General features: G+C 46.0%; 14 protein-coding genes and 1 pseudogene. 5 read left to right on the top strand and 10 right to left on the bottom strand.

The window, feature by feature from the left end; genetic code table 11:
• The first annotated feature begins 493 nt into the window (after nucleotides 1-493).
• The gene (locus NDA03_RS02795; protein ID WP_190430537.1) at nucleotides 494-1,063 is read left to right on the top strand and encodes an HdeD family acid-resistance protein; all 570 of its coding nucleotides are present in this window, start codon (nucleotides 494-496) and stop codon (nucleotides 1,061-1,063) included.
• Nucleotides 1,064-1,203: 140 nt separating this feature from the next.
• Here the strand turns inward: NDA03_RS02795 and NDA03_RS02790 are convergent, their stop codons facing one another.
• From NDA03_RS02790 to NDA03_RS02760, 7 genes are all read right to left on the bottom strand, one after another.
• The gene (locus NDA03_RS02790; protein ID WP_190428256.1) at nucleotides 1,204-1,422 is read right to left on the bottom strand and encodes a hypothetical protein; all 219 of its coding nucleotides are present in this window, start codon (nucleotides 1,420-1,422) and stop codon (nucleotides 1,204-1,206) included.
• Nucleotides 1,423-1,574: 152 nt separating this feature from the next.
• Complete coding sequence (gene larB / locus NDA03_RS02785) at nucleotides 1,575-2,357, bottom strand: nickel pincer cofactor biosynthesis protein LarB (RefSeq protein WP_348237228.1); 783 nt, start codon at nucleotides 2,355-2,357, stop codon at nucleotides 1,575-1,577.
• 58 nt (nucleotides 2,358-2,415) lie between these two features.
• The gene (locus NDA03_RS02780; protein WP_190685099.1) at nucleotides 2,416-4,284 is read right to left on the bottom strand and encodes an ABC transporter substrate-binding protein; all 1,869 of its coding nucleotides are present in this window, start codon (nucleotides 4,282-4,284) and stop codon (nucleotides 2,416-2,418) included.
• Nucleotides 4,247-6,046, bottom strand: coding sequence for an ABC transporter substrate-binding protein (locus NDA03_RS02775; protein WP_348237226.1), 1,800 nt, complete (start codon nucleotides 6,044-6,046; stop codon nucleotides 4,247-4,249). Before NDA03_RS02775 ends, NDA03_RS02780 begins: the two co-directional genes overlap by 38 nt.
• A gap of 195 nt (nucleotides 6,047-6,241) precedes the next feature.
• A complete protein-coding gene (locus NDA03_RS02770; RefSeq protein ID WP_348237225.1) occupies nucleotides 6,242-6,736 on the bottom strand; it encodes a type I restriction enzyme HsdR N-terminal domain-containing protein in 495 nt (164 codons plus the stop codon).
• 104 nt (nucleotides 6,737-6,840) lie between these two features.
• Nucleotides 6,841-7,326, bottom strand: coding sequence for a 2-C-methyl-D-erythritol 2,4-cyclodiphosphate synthase (ispF, locus tag NDA03_RS02765; protein WP_348237224.1), 486 nt, complete (start codon nucleotides 7,324-7,326; stop codon nucleotides 6,841-6,843).
• Between the two features lie 204 nt (nucleotides 7,327-7,530).
• Nucleotides 7,531-8,799, bottom strand: coding sequence for a DUF1517 domain-containing protein (locus NDA03_RS02760; protein WP_348237223.1), 1,269 nt, complete (start codon nucleotides 8,797-8,799; stop codon nucleotides 7,531-7,533).
• 420 nt (nucleotides 8,800-9,219) lie between these two features.
• Here NDA03_RS02760 and NDA03_RS02755 point away from each other — a divergent pair, with 420 nt between their 5' ends.
• From NDA03_RS02755 to NDA03_RS02745, 3 genes are all read left to right on the top strand, one after another.
• The gene (locus NDA03_RS02755) at nucleotides 9,220-10,386 is read left to right on the top strand and encodes a tetratricopeptide repeat protein (RefSeq protein ID WP_348237222.1); all 1,167 of its coding nucleotides are present in this window, start codon (nucleotides 9,220-9,222) and stop codon (nucleotides 10,384-10,386) included.
• Between the two features lie 160 nt (nucleotides 10,387-10,546).
• A complete protein-coding gene (locus NDA03_RS02750) occupies nucleotides 10,547-11,560 on the top strand; it encodes a WG repeat-containing protein (protein WP_242037066.1) in 1,014 nt (337 codons plus the stop codon).
• 41 nt (nucleotides 11,561-11,601) lie between these two features.
• A complete protein-coding gene (locus NDA03_RS02745; protein WP_190412326.1) occupies nucleotides 11,602-12,270 on the top strand; it encodes a hypothetical protein in 669 nt (222 codons plus the stop codon).
• Here NDA03_RS02745 and NDA03_RS02740 read toward each other — a convergent pair.
• The 3 genes and pseudogenes from NDA03_RS02740 to trmD form a co-directional block, all read right to left on the bottom strand.
• The gene (locus NDA03_RS02740; protein ID WP_348237221.1) at nucleotides 12,267-13,517 is read right to left on the bottom strand and encodes a PQQ-binding-like beta-propeller repeat protein; all 1,251 of its coding nucleotides are present in this window, start codon (nucleotides 13,515-13,517) and stop codon (nucleotides 12,267-12,269) included. The two genes, NDA03_RS02745 and NDA03_RS02740, sit on opposite strands and share 4 nt — an antisense overlap.
• Nucleotides 13,518-13,633: 116 nt before the next feature.
• Nucleotides 13,634-14,221 (bottom strand): DUF1517 domain-containing protein, encoded by a 588-nt coding sequence (locus tag NDA03_RS02735; RefSeq protein ID WP_348237263.1) that lies wholly within the window; start codon nucleotides 14,219-14,221, stop codon nucleotides 13,634-13,636.
• A 27-nt stretch (nucleotides 14,222-14,248) separates the two neighbouring features.
• Nucleotides 14,249-14,932, bottom strand: a pseudogene (trmD, locus tag NDA03_RS02730) (tRNA (guanosine(37)-N1)-methyltransferase TrmD); the annotation flags it as partial.
• Between the two features lie 429 nt (nucleotides 14,933-15,361).
• On the opposite strand from trmD, the gene NDA03_RS02725 reads away from it, so the two are divergent.
• Nucleotides 15,362-16,213 carry a cyanophycinase gene (locus NDA03_RS02725; RefSeq protein ID WP_190412853.1) on the top strand — a complete coding sequence of 284 codons (852 nt, stop codon included), beginning with the start codon at nucleotides 15,362-15,364 and terminating at the stop codon, nucleotides 16,211-16,213.
• The last annotated feature ends 228 nt before the right edge of the window (nucleotides 16,214-16,441 follow it).

The following is a 16,441-nucleotide window of genomic DNA, read 5'->3' as shown; positions in this document are numbered from 1 at the left end:
GTAAAGACCAGCGCTGGGAGCTTTGAGTAAAGTTGTATGTAAGCGGGAATGCGCTCTCAAGAAGAGTACGTTAGCGAAGCGTTGCATAACAAATCGCGCAAATGAATAAAGGGAAAAGTGCGATTGCCATTAGGTTGGAGCGAATAGTGACATTGTTTAGTACAGCTCTGAATGAAATTATGTGCAAGCTGAACACATATAATCAGAATAAAGGTGCGATCGCTTCCGCACGACAACCCTAACCAATTAACTTCTCATTCTCAACCAGCCAAAAATTTGCTCTGCTGTCAATTCAAGCTCAACACCGTCTAACACAGCTAAGCGATCGCTCCCATAAATTGACGGAATTAATTGTCGGGAAAGTGCGATCGCAAACTATATCAGGGGGTAGAGCTTGGTGTGGCGGGGTGGTCTACCTTAAGGTTCTATCCAGTTCATGAGAAATTTCTTAGCCTGAACATATAGCCCAATCGTGCATAGAAAAAAAATTTGTATGACAACCGACGTTTCTACTGATATCAACAAGAACAAAGGTATTAATGGATCGCTTTTGACTGGCGCTCTACTGATTGTTTTGGGGATAGTTGCGATCGCTGTACCGAATGTCTCGACAATTGTCGCTGAGACTTGGATTGCTTTGATCTTAGCGAGTGCGGGAGCGACCAAGGCAGTATATGCCTTTCAAACCCGCGAGCAAGGAGGTTTCATTTGGAAACTCCTGTTGAGCGCCCTCTACATTGCTACAGGCGTGATGCTATTTTTCTACCCCTTAACAGGTGTCCTGACGCTGACTCTGTTGCTAGGTAGCTTTTTGCTGACCGAAGGTGTATTTAACCTGATCCTGGCATTCCGGGTGCGTCCGCAACAGAATTGGACATGGGTACTGACAGACGGCATCATTACGCTGGTGTTGGGCGCAATGATTTGGTTCCAGTGGCCCTTCAATGCCCCTTGGTTGATTGGAACCCTGGTGGGTGCCAGCGTTCTATCCACGGGAGTTTCTCGCGTGATGCTATCGCTGAATAAGCGTTCTGCCTTGAATGAGTCTAACCAAGCTGCTTAAGCCTAAAGCGCTGTGGTCTAGTGTAAGGCGGGTAATGTCTTAAGAAAATTGCCCGCAAGTTCCCTAGAAGCGATCGCATCCTGATGGCGATCGCTTCTTTCAATTAAAAAAGGGTGTGATCGCGTTCTCAGGTTAAATGATTACTGAAGCGAGTCCTGATACAAAGTTTGCAATAAATTTTCTAACTTCTCTTCAGGACAGCACTCAATTAACGCTTCAAAAACTTCTAACAATTTTGCAGCGCTTTCTCCTAAAGTAGGACTCAATCCCCAAACATCTTGTACCCAGTCTTGAGGACGTTCAGCTTCAAAAATCAAGCGTTCTAAGAGTTGCTTTGCTTCTGTCTTGGAGGTAGGCATAGGGTTTAGTTGATGAGGAAAAATTGAATTTTTAGCTGTCCATCATTAAATAGCATATATAGCAATTCAAGGATTGGGTGCGATACAGCAGTAGGGGCATGGCAATCAAAAAGCCCCTACTCACCGTCGTGGCATGAGTGGGTAATACTACTCTATTGCCCAGATAATTTGAGTTTGTGAGCCGTCCTCAAGATTTGTCCAGCTAGGACTGCCGCACCGAAGCCATTATCAATATTCACCACGCCCACGCCTGCTGCACAAGAGTTCAGCATTGTCAAAAGTGGCGCAAGCCCGCCGAAACTCGCACCATAGCCGATACTGGTGGGAACTGCAATCACAGGACAATCAGCCAAACCAGCGACGACGCTGGGTAAAGCACCTTCCATCCCGGCAACGACGATTAGCACATTCGCCGATTCAATGACGTGACGGTTACTTAACAGGCGGTGGATACCCGCGACTCCGACATCCCAGAGGCGCTGCACCCGGAAGCCACACAGTTCTGCTGTAACCGCTGCTTCCTCAGCGACGGATAAATCGGCAGTCCCCGCAGAGAGGATGCCAATTGTGCCCGAATACTGGGGTTCTAGGGTCGCAGGGGAAATGGCACAGATTCGAGCAGACGGGTAATATTGGAGACCTGCTACTTTTTCCTGCAACTGGGCATAGACTGCCGGTTCAATCCGCGTTGCCATAACGATAGGGTTGCGCGATCGCATCGCCTCCATAATCCCCGCAATCTGTTCGGGTGTTTTTCCTGGCCCCCAAATCACCTCTGGAAAACCCGTTCGCAAGGTGCGGTGATGGTCAATTTTGGCAAAATCGCCCACGGGTTCAAAGGCAAAATGCTTGAGTTTTTCTAACGCTGCTTCTGGGCTAACGTCACCAGCGGCAACCGCTGCTAATAAGGATTGCAAAGCTTCAGGTTGAGTCACGACTTCAAATTAAGGATAGAAAATGCAAAAACAAGAATTGGCGATGTAAATTTTGCCGTTAATCGGTCACTTTCAGCTCATAAACATTCCAGAGGGCACCGCCAAGAGAAGAGTATTTGATGCCGGTAACGCGATCGCGCACGGCTGACATTGACAGCGGGTTGACTAGATAAATCATCGGCAAATATTCCTGCGTAATCCGTTGAGTTTGGGCATAGATTTCTTTGCGCTTGACCTCATCTAATTCTTGGGCAGCTTTAATGTACAGACGCCCAATTTCCGCCTCCCAAGCAGCCACCTCTCGACCCTGAATCGGCTTTGACCCCGACACAGCATCCTGATTGAAGCTGTGTAACCCGCCATCTGGCAACCAGACATTCGCCCCATTATGGGGTTCAATGCCGCCAGTAAAACCGAGCAAATAACATTCCCAATCTAAAGTGTTTGCGAGTTTATCTACAAGCGTGTTGAAGGCAATTGGGGTAAAATCTACTTGAATGCCAATTTGGCTCAAACTTTGCTTAATTTGCGCTCCCAGTGACACGCGGGTTTGATTTTCAGCATTCGTTATTAATGTAAACTGCACCCGATTTCCATCAGCGTCTAACAACTGACCTTGATTATTATATTTAAACCCTGCGCTTAATAGTAATTTCTTAGATTTTTCGGGATTATATTCGTATACTTTCAGACCTTCTGCCGAAGTTATATAGTAAGAGCTTTGTACAGAAATTGGTGAATTTTGCATTTCACCCAGACCGCGCAAAGTGTTGTTAATCATCGCTTGCCGATCGATGGCATAAGCAACCGCTTGTCTGAATGATAGATTATTGAACCAGCGAGATTTAACTGGATCGATCAAAGGGCGTCCGTTCCGGCGTCCTTTATTTAGATTAAAAGAAATAAAAGTCGTGCCCGATCGCGGTCCACCTGTATAAACTGTAAATTTTCCGCGCTTTTCTTCTTGCTTTAAAAGTGGAAAATCTTCAGGACGCAATCGCCCCCACCCGTCAGTCGTATCTAAACCATTAGAGCGGAACTGAAGCAGCTGAGTATCCATATTTTCCGTAATTTGCCACACGATCCGATCGATGTAAGGCAACTGATTGCCTTGTACATCTCGTCGCCAGTAATACGGGTTACGCCGAAATACGACCCGTTCGCTAGTGGTGTAACTTTCTATTTTATAAGGGCCATTAACAATTATTTCCGCTGGATTGGTATCCACTCCCCAGATAGACATCAACCTGGGTTTTCCCTCTGAGTTTTTCGACTTTACCGCGTCCTCAAGGGCGTGTTTTGGCAAAATCACGATCGCATCGCTTTTTGAGCCGGTCGTAGTTCGCAAAAAAGGAGCAAAGGGTTCTGGCAAAATAAATTCAACCCGCCGTGCATCTAGCTTTCTGACTTGCGGAAAAGCACCAGATGTACCAATTTTTAGACTATCTCTGGCATCGGTAAGAATCTCTTTATTAAGAACCACATCTTCATACGTGAAGACAACATCATCCGCTGTCAGTGAATGACCATCTGACCATTTCAATCCTTCTCGGAGGGTAAAAACGATTCGCCGTTTATCCTCTGATATTTCCCAAGATTCAGCTAATGCAGGCTCAATTTCACCCGTAACGCTATTTTCAGACGTTAATCCTTCGTAAGTGAATAGAAAAACATGGGGAAATTCTTGATTAAGTACCCAATTAAAAGTTTTGGGATCGCTTAATGTGGCTGTCACCAACTGGGATACTTTCTCAGTTGCCTGAGATTTAAGTAAAGTTGGGTGACAGCCGAATAAAGCAAAAGGGAAAAGCAAAAAGCAAAAAGATAGAAAAAGAGGAAGCAGGAAATTAATCTTTCTTTTCCCTGCGCCCAATTGTTTTTTGCCTTGTTTACGGAATGTTTTTGTTTTCTGCGACTTTGAGTTCATAAAGATTCCAGAAGGCTCCACCAAGGGCAGAGAATTTAACGCCCTGAACGCGATCGCGCACTGCCTCCATTGAAAGCGGATTTACCAGATAAATAAAGGGTAAATTTTCCTGGGTAATGCGTTGGCTTTCGACATATATTTCTCGCCGCTTACTTTCATCAAGTTCGCTGGCACCTTTAATGTAAAGGTTTTCGATTGCCAATTCCCAGTCATCAACCTCCCAACCCTTCAGCGGAGGTTCTCCAGCTTGCGGTCCTAGGTTAAAAGTGTGTAAACCCCCTTTAGTTGTCCAAGTGTTTGCCCCACCATTTGGCTCAATACCGCCACCGCCAATTTTGCCAATATAGCTATCCCATTTCCGTTGGGTATAAACTTTTTCAATCAACGTATTGAAGTTAATCGCATTAAAGTCTACCTGAATCCCAACTGCGCCAAGGTCTTCTTTAATCTGAGCACCGATAGCCTCCCGCAGCTTATTCCCTGAATTGGTCAGCATACTAAAACGAACTCGATTGCCATCTGCATCGAAAAGTTGACCCTGTGGGTTATATTTAAATCCAGCTTTTCGCAGCAATTCTTTCGCCTTTTCTGGATTATAGTCGTAGACTTTGAGACCTTGCTCTGGGGATAAATAGTAAGGACTTTGCTTATAAATCGGTGAGTTTTGCGGTTCTCCCAGCCCTCGATAGAGATTGTTCAGCATTTTCTGACGGTCGATGGCGTGAGCAACCGCTTGGCGAAACTCAAGCTTATTGAACCAGCGAGACTTAATTGGGTCTACGAGAGGCTGATTTTGAGAATTTTTGGCTTTATTTAAATTGAAAACCAAAAAAGTCGTGCTGAGTTCTGGGCCACCCGTGTAAATTTTAAATTTTCCCCGATTTTCTTCTTGCTTAAGGAGAGAATAATATTCCGGCGCGATCCCTAGAGTATCTAAACCGCCAGAACGATATTGGATAAAAGATGTGTCGGTATTTTCGACAATTTGCCAGACAATGCGATCGATATATGGCTGTTGATTACCCTGAGTATCCTTGCGCCAGTAATAGGGATTTCGTCGAAATGTCACCCGCTCGCTAGTTTGATAGTTTTCTAGCTGATACATTCCATTGACAATAATTTTTTTGGGATCGGTGTCGATTCCCCAGCTAGACAGAAACTTGGGTTTTCCATCTGAATCTGTAGTGACAATGGATTCTCGCAGCGCATGAGCAGGTAAAATTGCAAGTCCGGTGTAGCGCAAAAACGGGGCAAAAGGTTCTGGAACTGTAAATTCAACCCGTCGTTCATCAAGTTTACGGACAGTAGGCAGCAGGCGATCTTTGCCAATCTTTAGAATGTCTCTAATATCAGTAGGAATTTTTTCGTTGAAATAGAGTTCATTGTAAGTAAAGATGACATCATCAACGGTCAGTGGTTGACCATCAGACCATTTCAAGCCCTCCCGCATGGTAAAAACAATTCGCTTTTTGTCTGGGGCGACTTCCCAAGATTCAGCTAAGGCGGGTTCAAGTTCACCATTGCCGTTTTCAGTAATTAACCCTTCGTAAATTAAGCTAAAAACGTTGGGTGATTCTTGACTCAGAACATAGTTAAAAGTTTTGGGATCTTGCAGAATACTGTCCACCAACTGCGGCACCTGAGCGGCTTTTGTATTCAATTGATTCAGGCTACAGCTATGGAGCGCGATCGCGCTTATCATCGCCAGCATGACAGCTAACAAACGATGCAAAATTGGGGGAATAGTAGCAGATAATTTCATAATGATTGTCTGTACGAGTATTAATTAAAACTTACTGAGACGCTAACCAACCGAGGAAATCTTGTGTGCGGGTTAAATACTTAGACCACGCTAGCATCATGCAAAGCCGCTTGAACTTCCGGTGTATTAAATTCTTTAACATTGGCGCTGAGGAACACTTTCCTATCTGTAAGAAATTAGTCTAAACGTAAAGTATCACCAAGAAGCGCCACCTTCAGAGTCTCTTTCAGCGTAAGTATCTCCATCTTCCAGCACTTGCAACAAACCAATGCCTGCCAATTCTTCTGATGCTGGCGGGTTTTCCAACTTCCAGTGATAGGCTAAGTCGCGCAGCCAAGCCTCAATTAATGTCTTCAAATAGTTCCAAAAAATCCGTTTGCTGCTAAATTCGGGGTCGTAATGATTAAGCACTGTAACAGTCTTAAGTACGCTAACGGATTCCGATAAATTAGCCCCGTCCCATTGAAAAATCTCAATGTTTTTAAGGTCAGCCAGCATGGCAAAGGGAATTTTCGTGTTCGCCGCTTGCAGGTAGGATTTTAGTTTCTCGATCGCCCATTGTTTGGCTTTACTATCTTTGAGTTGAGTAGCTTTGACTTCAACTACTAGAACCGTTTGCCCCTCACGGTTGCAGGCGATAATATCAGGGTGATTGTTAGCCTGAGTAAGTTCAAATCTTCCAACTTCCATTGCCCTAATTCTCCCAGCGCCTTGAGAGTCTCTGTCTTATCCGCCTCTCGTTCATTCCTATCCTAGACACTTTCAACCTTTTGACTCGATAGGTTTGAGCCAAGTTAATTGGAAGCAACCAGTAAGGCTACAGCATAAGCTGCGATTCCCTCTTCGCGCCCAACTGAGTCTAACTTTTCATTTGTAGTGGCTTTGATGCCTACTTGATCGGGTTTTAATTCCAGGACATCGGATAAGCGATCGCGCATCTTCTCAATATGGGGCTTGAGTTTCGGACGTTCCGCCACCACCACTGAGTCAATATTCTCAATTTGCCAACCTCGCTCCCGAATTAGCTGATGCACCTGCTTGAGCAGTTCCAGACTATCAGCCCCTGCCCACTGAGGATCTGTCGGGGGAAAATAATGTCCAATATCCCCTAAACTCAGGGCACCGAGCATCGCATCCATAATTGCGTGCGTCAGCACATCGGCATCGCTGTGCCCCAGCAACCCCAATTCATGCTCAATCTTCACCCCTCCCAGAATTAAAGGACGCCCAGTAACTAAGCGGTGAATATCGTAACCGTTTCCGATGCGAATCTTAGCCATTTATCCGTTTTCAGCAAAATTTCAGCAACAATACTTGGCTTGGCGACTCGAAGCCGCAGCTACACAAACGAAGTCCGCGCAACGCGAGACTATAAAATTATTTCGGCTTGAAGCCTGGGTCGGCAGGCTTTGTTTGTATAGCCCCAAACTTACAGTCTGAGGGCATTGAAGGACTTTTGCAAGCGGTAGGACTAAACGCTGCGGCTATATCTGTGCCATCTCCGTGTATTCAGTTAATAGCTCATCGTAGGTAAGGCTATCGGTTTCCGCTTGAGGACTCCATAGCAGTTCAAACACCATCAGGTAGTCAGGGGAGATGGACGCTACTTTCTCTAAAGCTGACTTCAAAGCTTCAGCGGTGCGAATTTCTTCAAATAACGGCTTGTCATCCGCTGTTCCGACGAGCAACGTGACCACAATATAAGCTGCTGGGCCATCATCCAAGTCAGGCATCGCGGGTTTTTGTTGTCTGACTCTACCACCCACATTTGTAAGGGTTTCCGCACTAAATTTGCTGCGTTCTTGTATAGAAACTTGGTTGAAAATTGCCTCGGCGTCCTCTCGACTTTTCACCGTCTGCGAACTCGCTAGAACATGAGTCCAATTTTCGGGCGATCTCAATAACGCCAAAGCTGATTCTTGTAGCAGCTGCATCAACCCTTCAGAAGTGTCGGTATCCACATTCAGGCTCAGTTCCGTCAGCTGAGATTGTATGCTTCGAGCTTGAGCCAGCAACGCCACCTGTATCTTGCTGACCGTAACCGTATCATTCTCTAGCTCATGAGCCGCACTCCCACCCTTCTTCTTCAAAAAGATGAAATAAGCCCAAAGCCCAATACTCCCAACTGCCAACAACATCAATAAGAAAAGCCAAGGAAAGTCACTCGATGAGTTACTAGCGGTAGAAGAATAGCCAGAATTGGTTGGTACTTGAGCAGGAACAGAATTTGCAGTTCCCGGCGCAGTTTGAGGGTAGGTTGATTGATTCGCCGGAACGTTATTTGGATAATAATTCGGCGGAACGCTGTTGGGATAGGTATAGACGGGCGGCGGTGCAACGGGAACCGGCACGATAACAGTGCTTCCCGGTTGTCTATAGTAAGGTTCATTCCAAGACGAGTTCGGGCGCGTCGGTTGAGTTCTCACTGAGGACGGTAGGGGAGTGGTTCTTTGAAAAGAGCCGCCGCCTGCTCGCCCACCTGTACTGCCCCTACTGGACTGCGACGGTCTAGAGTTTCTGGGAGAGGAGCTACTACCGCTACTGGAGCGACTGGGGCTGGAACTAGAACGTGACGGTGAAGAGCGAAAAGAGCCGCCACCGCTTCGTCCACCACTACTTCTAGCCTCGGCTTCATTGCCAATCTTCAGCCCGGTTTCTTGATTGCCAATGGGCAGATGAATATTCACACTGTTGACTACCGTGAAACTCAGGACTGTAGCCCAAAGCAACTGAAGTTTTACGTTTCGTAGCATTTTCGCAGTTCCATTCTTCTCCTCCACGCTAGCTTTTCCTTGCCGCTATTGTCGAGGTGATAAGGTTGCAGTCAATCTGCGGATATCTTTACATTAATTCATTAAAAGAAGATTTTAGAATTAATTTAGGTTTGGAGGGCTAGATTAATGGCTAGATATCAGCATTCTGGGTGACTGGACAGTTACAATAAAGCGGAGATTATTGTGTGAATAAAACCCGGCGGCAAAATTTTCACTGAGTCGAGAAAAAGCTCACGCTTAGGAAAAATAAATTATTTTTTAGTTTAGTTCATTGAAATCAAAGAATACTTAATAATCTATTAAATTTATACGTCAAAAACAATTTTCACCTATTATCTTACCAATTCCTGAACTTTTCCTGATAATCGGATTAGAGTCAGTAAATATTAAAAAATAATTATGATTTTTAAAATCAAGCAACCTCGGAAAATTTTTATTTTCTCTATTCTTGGTTTGGGTCTAGCGGTAGGAGCTTACTACGGCTGGTTTTTTCTCAGAGACTACCAGACCTTGAGGCAGGTGCAAGCAGATCAAAAAAAGATTGCTGCCTATCGCCAAAAGACTCAAGCGATGCCTACAGATCCTCAAGCCTTTCTTAACCTTGGCAATGCCTACATGACATTCTGGGAAAGTTCAGGTAAAGGCATTCGGATCGCTAGCCAGTTACAACAACAATCTTTGGCATGGGAGTGGCTATTCACCAAACCGAAGATGCTCAGCGAAGCTGTAATAGCTTATAACAAAGCTCTACAACTTGACCCAACGTTGGTTGATGCCCACTTTGGTCTGTGTTTTGCGTTAGTGGAACAAGGAGAAAGTGCAAAAGCGATCGCACCTTGTCGCAAAGCCACCGAACAGCAACCTACAAAAGCTAAGAACCATCTATGGTTGGGGCTTGCTCTCACTTACGAACGTCAATGGGTCGCAGCAGAGGCAAGTTTTCGCAAAACGCTTGAACTAGAACCGAAGAATGACGATGCATACTACCACTTAGGTAACTCCTTGCTGGCACAAGAAAAAACAAATGAGGCAGTAGCAGCTTATCGCCAATCGATTGAGTTAGACCCAAAGGCTAACCTGACATACCTGCGCTTAGGGGATGCTTTGGCTATACAGAAAAAACCAGAAGAAGCGATTGCTGCCTACCAAAAGTCTATTCAGGTTGTACCTAATTACCATCCACCTTACGAAGGGCTGGGGTGGATACTGGCTGAGCAAAACCGATTAGATGAGGCGAGCGCGGCTTACCGCAAAGCGATTGAACTCTATCCTTCCTTTACAGATGCTTATCAAGGGTTGGGACAGGTTCTAGTTAAACAAAACAAATTAGATGAGGCAGTTGCTACTTACCGTAAAGGGATTGAATGGAAATCTAAAAAGAAAGATAAAAATGGTGACATCTATTACCTTTTGGGGATAGCTTTGATGAAACAGAAAAAGTTACCCGAAGCGATCGTAGCTTTTAAACAAGCCCTAAAATTCAATCCAAATGATGCAGATGCGCGCCAGAGTCTGCAACAGGCAGAGAAACAATTAGCATCTACTCAAGGTAAAAAACAACGATGATTCTTCAATCCATCATCTGCAACGTTGAGAGATTTTGCTTGTGAACAAAACATCTATACATCCCTTAAGTGGAACTGTCCTATTTAGTGGATTCTTGCTCCTGTCCATAAGTCTCTAACCTCAAGCTCAAGAAGCTTCCGCCGATGTAACAGATGAGCAGATGTTTGCAACCAAAGCAACTCTGAATCTGGCGATCGCTCCTCAGTTTGATGATGTCTACCCATTTTCTGATGGGCTGGCTAAGGTTGAAAAAGAGGGCAAAAAAGGCTTTATCGACAAAACTGGTAAGTTCATCATTCCTCTCAAATTTAGGGTTGGACCTGACAATGGCGAAGGAGAGGAAGCACCTGATATTGTTGGCTCGTTTTCTCAGGGACTGGTAGATGTGCAACTGGGCGGTTTTACTGGCAAATGTGGCTATCTCAGTAAAACAGGTAAAGTTGCCATCCCGTTACAGTTTGAGCGTTGTAGTGGATTTTCCGAAGGGCTGGCAGCCGTCCGGCAGGGTGGCAAAACTGGCTACATTGACAAAACTGGCAAGTTTATCATTCCTCCTCAGTTTGATTCCCAGATTTTACCCGCTATGCCTTTTTCTGAGGGATTGGCAGAGGTTCAGCAGGGCAAGAAATGGGGCTTTATTAATAAAACTGGCAAGTTTATTGTTCCACCCAAATTTGACGCGACAGTCGCATATTCTCAGGGTTTAGCAGCCGTCAGACAAGTCAAGAAATGTGGCTATATTGACAGTAAAGGTAAGGTTGCTATCCCACTCCAGTTTAATGACTGTACTCCTTTTTCTGAAGGATTAGCTGCTATCCAAAAACAGGGAAAATGGGGCTATGTTGATAAAGCAGGAAAGATGATTATCTCTCCTCAGTTTGACCAAGCGATAAATTTCTCTGAAGGACTGGCAGCCATCAATCAGGCGGGTAAATGGGGTTACATCGATAAAACAGGGAAAATCCTTATTTCACCGCAGTTTGAAGAGACAGACCAATTTGTTCAGGGGCTGGCACCGGCTGCTCAGGGTGGTAAATGGGGTTTTATTGATAAAACTGGCAAGTTTATGATTACCCCTCAATTTGATGTGGCGACGAAGTTTTCTGAAGGGCTGGCAGCTGTTTATCAGGACGGCAAATGGGGTTTTGTGGTCAATAATCTGCCCTTAAAATAAGCCACATTTGACAGAATAAATGACTTAAAGAGTGATTGAGCGTGACGATAGACAAATCTTTGGCATGGAAGAAACTTTTGTGGCAATGGTTAGTTGCCTGTGTCGTGGCTAAACTGCTGCAAATCATTGTGGACGGAGTTGCCGGAGTGGTTGCATCAGCGACAGGGGGAGGATTCACTGGGGGTAGCACTAGCCTTTTGTTAATCCTCATCGTATTTAGATTGATCGGCGGTGCTTTAGGTGGAACTGCTCAATGGCTGGTTTTAAGGCAGTGGCTCCCATCTATTCGCTCCTGGGTGCTGGCAACCAGTTTGGGAAGTGCGATCGCCCTAGCGGTAATCAACGGGCTATGGGCAGTGACTCTTATGCCCCCAGCTTCCGGCTTGATAGGTGGCATGATGCCCACGATGTCCGTGCTGCCTCAGTTTTTGTTTGATGGTATCTACGGCATCTTGCTGGGGGTAGCACAGTGGCTGGTGCTGAGAACAAAAGTGCCGCAAGCAGGTTGGTGGGTGCTAATCAGTGGTGTTGGCGCGATCGCAAGTAGTATTGGTATCGATGTGCTGCAAAGGTTTGTCGGCCCGATGGGGATTGATGTCAGCCAGAGTGCTTGGAATCCATTCTTTTGGGCGATCGCATCTGTCAGCGTTGTGCTTTACGCTGCGATCTCAGGCGGGTTTCTGGTCTGGAGTTTGCGTCAGCGGTTCTAGCGAGTAGAAAAGGACTGCACAACACTCTGGACATTGTTTTCTAGCCCGTTACTGCTTAAGAACAAGCGATCGCCATTCAGAACAAATCGATAAATATGGCTTTCACGGAGTGTCGGGGTGTGCCAAAGCACCTGTCCGCTTGTGGCATCGAAGGCATTCACCCGACTAGGGTTCTTTGCTGAACCATAGAAACCAAGAGCGCTGACACCTTCGATTTCCATATCAGCCGTGTAAATAATATTGTCTGCCAGAGCGATGGGTCTGGGTTCTTGCCGATCCTGGCGAGATAAGGTAAATTGCCGAAGCATAGCCCCAGTCTGCCGATCCAAAACGACAAATCGCGTACTCGTCTTGGCATCACCATCCCAAATGAAGACTTCGCGATCGCTCGCTAGCTTGGCTTCACCGCCCCGCATCGTATGAGTCCAGCGTTCCTTGCCCGTTTTTAAATCGAGTGCCTTGACCCAACCAGGTTCCTTTCCTGTACGGTCTTTGCTATACACTGCCGGATATACAGTGTCTCCTAAAACTGTGACATCCGTTAGCTCAGCTGAGGTGTTCCAAGTCCAGAGGACTTTGCCTGTAGCGGCATCCAATCCGGTGAGTTGGTATCCTCTTTGGGGTGTACTGGGATTAACTAAGATGGGCAAAAACACTACCCCATTTTGAACCACAGGCGATTTGGAGTCCACACTCTCAAAGGTAGAAACCATACTGTCTTTGGGGGTGACAAACTTCCAGAGCAGTTTATCTGGAGTACGGGCAGAAATTTCGTTGCGATCGCTCTCTACTCCCTGTCTGACATAGCTTTTGAGAATGAAGGCTCCCTGAGATACTCCAATCATTCCCGCAAAGTCTGAATCGTCAAGTGGCAATACTGCTTTTGTTTTCCCTGTGTTGGCATCAAGCGTCACCAGGTTTTTGGGATCGTCAACCAGCGGCAGTGCCCCAAAATCGCTGCCATAGATAGTATTACCCTCTACAGCAAACACCCTGCCAATCGGCTGCTGGCTCCGCCATTGCACCTTCCCGGTTGCCGGCTCAAGGGATTGAAGTGCTGAGGGCTTTGTATTCCCCGTTGGCACCAGCAATCGGTTCTCTGTTGCGATTGGTGCCGTACTAGCGTGTAGGTTTACTGACCACACAGGCTGACGAGTCGATGCCGCACTAATGGCAGAAGCGATCGCGTGGTAGCCCAGCACCAGCACTACACCTACCAGTACATATTTGAAAAGCTTTTTTAACACCGGGACGACTCCACTTCAACCTGAGAAAATCATAATTTGGAACAGACTAAACCCGGCTGATTTTCTCCATAATTTAAGCTTTTTAGCCTGCAAGCAGTCAGTTGTAAAACTTGAGATTAAGCGATCGCTACCAGGTCACGGTACTCGCTCAAAAGTTCCTCTTGAGTAAGTGCATCAGTTTCTACCTGAGGACTCCAGAGTAGTTCATACACCATTAGATAGTCGAGGCTGATGGCTGTAACTTTCTCTAAAGCAAGCTTTACAGTATGTGCAGAATTGAGGTTTTCAAATAACGGCTGATCGTCAGCCGTGCCGATTAGCAATGTTACGACGATGTATGCAGGTTGTTCTTCATTTGAATCGAGTTCAACTTGTTGCTGGGTAACTTTGCCATCTACGTTAGAGAGGGTTTCAGCCGTAAATTTGCTACGTTCTTGTAACGAAAGTTTGTTGAAGACTGTTTCGGCTTCCTCCCGACTAGAAACTGTCTGTGAACTCCCCAACACATGAGTCCAGCATTCGGAATTTTCTAGCAGTGCTTGCACAGATGCTTGTAGTAGCTGCATCAACCCTTCCTGGGTTTGAGTATTAGCCGTAAGACTTAATTCAGACAATTTTGATTGAATCGTACCCGCTTGGGCTGTTAGCGCTATCTGTAGTGTGCTAACGGTGACGATATCATTTTCAAGCTCATTCTGATTCATGGTTTTTGGTTTTTGGTTGGAACTGGAATCTTGCAACCAAGCAGCAAATAAATCGGGACGGCGATCGCGCGTTCTCTCGATTTGTCTGTCTCGCCGCCAGCGTTCAATCTCCGCATGATTCCCCGATAGTAAAACATCCGGCACCTTCCACCCGCGAAAGTCAGCAGGACGGGTGTATTGAGGATAATCTAACAACCCCGCCTCGAAACTTTCTGCTTTTAAAGACTCTTCCTTCCCCACCGTTCCCGGTAGTAGGCGAATGGTGCCGTTGAGTAGTGCCAGCGCCGGGATTTCTCCACAAGTCAAGACAAAATCCCCTAAAGATACCTCCCGTGTCACCAAATTCAGCACCCGCTCATCGACACCTTCATAATGACCGCAAATAATTACCAATTGGTCATAATTGGCTGCCAATTCTCGAAACAGCGGTTGCTTCATCGGTTCTCCCTGCGGCGTCATCAGGATCGTCTCGCGTCTGGCTAGAACTGGCAGTGACTCCACAGCACCAAATATCGGCTCTGGCTTCATCAACATCCCTACTCCGCCGCCGTAAGGCTCATCATCCACGCGGCGGTGTTTATCGGTGGCAAAGTTACGGGGATCGATCAGATGCACGGAAGCAATCTGTTTGGCTAAAGCTTTCCCTAATAGTCCCGAACTCAGAGGAGAGGAGAAAAAATCTGGAAAAAGAGTAACAATATCAAATCGCACAGCAGAAGTCGGTGATAGTTAAGTAGTAGGTTGATTTTACCCATTCCCTACGAATTCCTACCGATTACCCACTACCCGGTATACCTAATCGCAAGATAATGTTAAATATTTTATAAAAAAAGTTGACTCGATCTGGCATTATGCATATAGGATTAAGCCCAAAAGCGACAAACTAGGGGCGATCTGTAACGTTTGTTACTCAACAACCTAGAAAAACAATTAAATTGTTTGGTGATGTTGATGGAACGCCTGCCAGTAAAGATTGATAAGGAAATTGAGACGATTGACAAGCGTGAAAGTAGGGATTGTCCTGGTGAGCAAGGGGGTTAGAGAGAGTTGAGCAAGAACCATGCATCAGGATAAATTGGCATTCCTATCAACTGGCAGAACGATAGTATTCGATATCACCCTATGGTCAAGAGCAACATGATGCTTCAGTTAGAACCTCAATCCTTAGTACAGAGGATGCCCCAATCAACGAAAACCGCCATCATGGTGATCGGCGGTGCGGAAGACAAAGTTCACGGACGAGAGATATTACAAACCTTTTTTAATCGTGCTGGCTCGACTGATGCCTGCATTGCGATTATTCCGTCAGCATCCAGAGAACCTGCGGTGATTGGCGATCGCTACCTCACCATCTTTCAAGAAATGGGTGCGAAAGTCGTGAAAGTGTTAGATATCCGCGAACGGGAGCAGAGTTACGATCCCTTGATGCAGGAGTACATTGAAGAGTGTACAGGGGTTTTCATGACTGGAGGCGATCAACTGCGACTCTGTGGACTGCTTGGCGAGACGCCATTTATGGAAAGAGTCCGATACCGCGCGCAACTGGGAGAGATTACGCTGGCAGGAACCAGTGCAGGAGCGGCGGTGATGGGACATCATATGATTGCGGGAGGCGGTAGCGGCGAGTCTCCCAATCGTTCCCTAGTCGATATGACGCTAGGGTTAGGGATTTTACCGGATGTGATCGTAGATCAACACTTTCACAATCGCAATCGCATGGCGCGTCTGATTAGTGCGATTTCGGCTCATCCAGACAAATTAGGGATTGGGATTGACGAAGATACTTGCGCCTTAGTGGAAGCGGATGGTCTTTTACAGGTAGTCGGTAAAGGCACCGTGTCTATCGTCGATCCTGGGGAGATATCTCACACCAATCAATCTTTAGTGGGAGCAACCGATCCGATTAGTATTTTCAATCTACGGTTGCATATTCTTAGTTATGGCGATCGCTACCATTTACACCAGCGAGTCATCCTGCTACCCGATGGCTGATGAGTGAATATTACTAGCGGTACTTCAATTCCAAATTTAAAACTTGTCATGATTGCCTTTTTGGCAAAAAACTGTTCGTGGAGAACAGTCTAGTGACTTTTTAAAGCTGGAAACTAGGGAATTGCTTAAAGTAGCAGCGGATTCAGTAAGGGCGAAGCCTTTCTGGCAAAGTTTTCTCTTAAAAGCAGCAGATGTGAAATCGCTTGCATCTTCGTCCCTACCCGCGAT

This window comes from Trichocoleus sp. Lan (assembly GCF_039961855.1).
Taxonomy (GTDB): Bacteria; Cyanobacteriota; Cyanobacteriia; order Cyanobacteriales; family FACHB-T130; genus FACHB-T130.
The sequence above is the reverse complement of the archived record's forward strand: the minus strand, read 5'-3'. Positions and strand labels throughout refer to the sequence as shown.

Coding starts and splice junctions, on each gene's coding strand:
- NDA03_RS02780 (WP_190685099.1), bottom strand. CDS start 4,284: ATGAACTCAAAGTCGCAGAAAACAAAAACATTCCGTAAACAAGGCAAA.
- NDA03_RS02725 (WP_190412853.1), top strand. CDS start 15,362: ATGCTTCAGTTAGAACCTCAATCCTTAGTACAGAGGATGCCCCAATCA.
- NDA03_RS02735 (WP_348237263.1), bottom strand. CDS start 14,221: ATGAATCAGAATGAGCTTGAAAATGATATCGTCACCGTTAGCACACTA.
- NDA03_RS02755 (WP_348237222.1), top strand. CDS start 9,220: ATGATTTTTAAAATCAAGCAACCTCGGAAAATTTTTATTTTCTCTATT.
- ispF (WP_348237224.1), bottom strand. CDS start 7,326: ATGGCTAAGATTCGCATCGGAAACGGTTACGATATTCACCGCTTAGTT.
- NDA03_RS02770 (WP_348237225.1), bottom strand. CDS start 6,736: ATGGAAGTTGGAAGATTTGAACTTACTCAGGCTAACAATCACCCTGAT.
- NDA03_RS02760 (WP_348237223.1), bottom strand. CDS start 8,799: ATGCTACGAAACGTAAAACTTCAGTTGCTTTGGGCTACAGTCCTGAGT.
- NDA03_RS02790 (WP_190428256.1), bottom strand. CDS start 1,422: ATGCCTACCTCCAAGACAGAAGCAAAGCAACTCTTAGAACGCTTGATT.
- NDA03_RS02775 (WP_348237226.1), bottom strand. CDS start 6,046: ATGAAATTATCTGCTACTATTCCCCCAATTTTGCATCGTTTGTTAGCT.
- NDA03_RS02795 (WP_190430537.1), top strand. CDS start 494: ATGACAACCGACGTTTCTACTGATATCAACAAGAACAAAGGTATTAAT.
- NDA03_RS02750 (WP_242037066.1), top strand. CDS start 10,547: ATGTTTGCAACCAAAGCAACTCTGAATCTGGCGATCGCTCCTCAGTTT.